The organism is Paenibacillus sp. OT2-17, assembly GCF_009827695.1.
Taxonomy (GTDB): Bacteria; Bacillota; Bacilli; order Paenibacillales; family Paenibacillaceae; genus Paenibacillus; species Paenibacillus polymyxa_B.
Genome location: NZ_WUDQ01000899.1, coordinates 1 through 940 on the forward strand (window position 1 = coordinate 1; position 940 = coordinate 940).

Below are 940 nucleotides of genomic sequence, written 5' to 3' on the forward strand. Positions count from 1 at the left end.
GCCCGCATCAGTCGGGCTGAGGCCGAAGGCGAAGGAGAGCAGGGAATGCTCATGGTCGGTAATGTTGGGGTGAACCGGATTTTATCCAATTGCCTAGATTTCCAGGGCATACGTATGATGAATGACATGGTGTTTCAAAGCCCCGGCGGGTTTGAGGCTACTCAGAAGGGGTATTTTTATCAGAAAGCCCGTGATCGGGACATTCGACTTGCCCAGCGTGTAATCAATGGAGAGAAAATACGTCCGGCATCCAATTCATTATGGTTTTTCAGACCTGCCGGAGACTGCCCAGATACCTGGTATAGCCAGGTCAATACCGGACGTTTTAAAGCCCACTGCTTTTTTAGCCCGACTGTACAGGATTGTCCTAATGTATATTAGACAATTTACAGAATGGCTTTAAGAATTGAATTTAAACTATTTTAGGAGGAATTTACATGATTTCACAGCAAGCTTACCGTCCCGTATCTTATGCTTCCGGCAATGGGTATCCCGAATGGCCAAGAGGGATGACTCCAATCGGAACCATGCAGCCTATGACTGGCTTTCCACCTCAAGTAAGTAGTGGCAGCCCTATGACACCAACGGGTACCGTAGTGCAGGTTCAGACTCCGCAATACGAGCAATCATACATCGAAAATATTTTACGCTTGAACTTAGGAAAAACGGGAACCTTTTATATGACCTATGAAAATAACCGGGAATGGAATGCGAAAATATTCAAAGGCATTCTGGAAGCAGCAGGTCGGGACCACATTATTATTAGTGATCCGGCGACGGGCAAACGGACCATTCTACTAATGCTAAACCTGGACTATGCAACATTTGATGAGCCGTTGTTGTACCAATATCCCGGCGTCATCGGGAACCCGGGTGCATCCCCGGTTCGCTGATGCCTTCATATATATGAGTCTACATCCCCTGCCGTCTGGCAGAGGAT

Annotated in this window: 2 protein-coding genes; both read left to right on the forward strand. The window is 47.2% G+C overall.

Annotated elements, in window-relative coordinates; all coding sequences use genetic code 11:
* Positions 1-381: cell wall hydrolase (locus GRP75_RS28020; protein ID WP_160791013.1), on the forward strand; the 381-nt coding region annotated here is incomplete at its 5' end.
* A 56-nt stretch (positions 382-437) separates the two neighbouring features.
* The gene (gerQ, locus tag GRP75_RS28025) at positions 438-893 is read left to right on the forward strand and encodes a spore coat protein GerQ (RefSeq protein ID WP_023988884.1); all 456 of its coding nucleotides are present in this window, start codon (positions 438-440) and stop codon (positions 891-893) included.
* Positions 894-940 lie beyond the last annotated feature (47 nt).

Bases quoted from the DNA above. Each gene is read 5' to 3' on its own strand.
- gerQ (WP_023988884.1), top strand. From the start codon at position 438: ATGATTTCACAGCAAGCTTACCGTCCCGTATCTTATGCTTCCGGCAAT.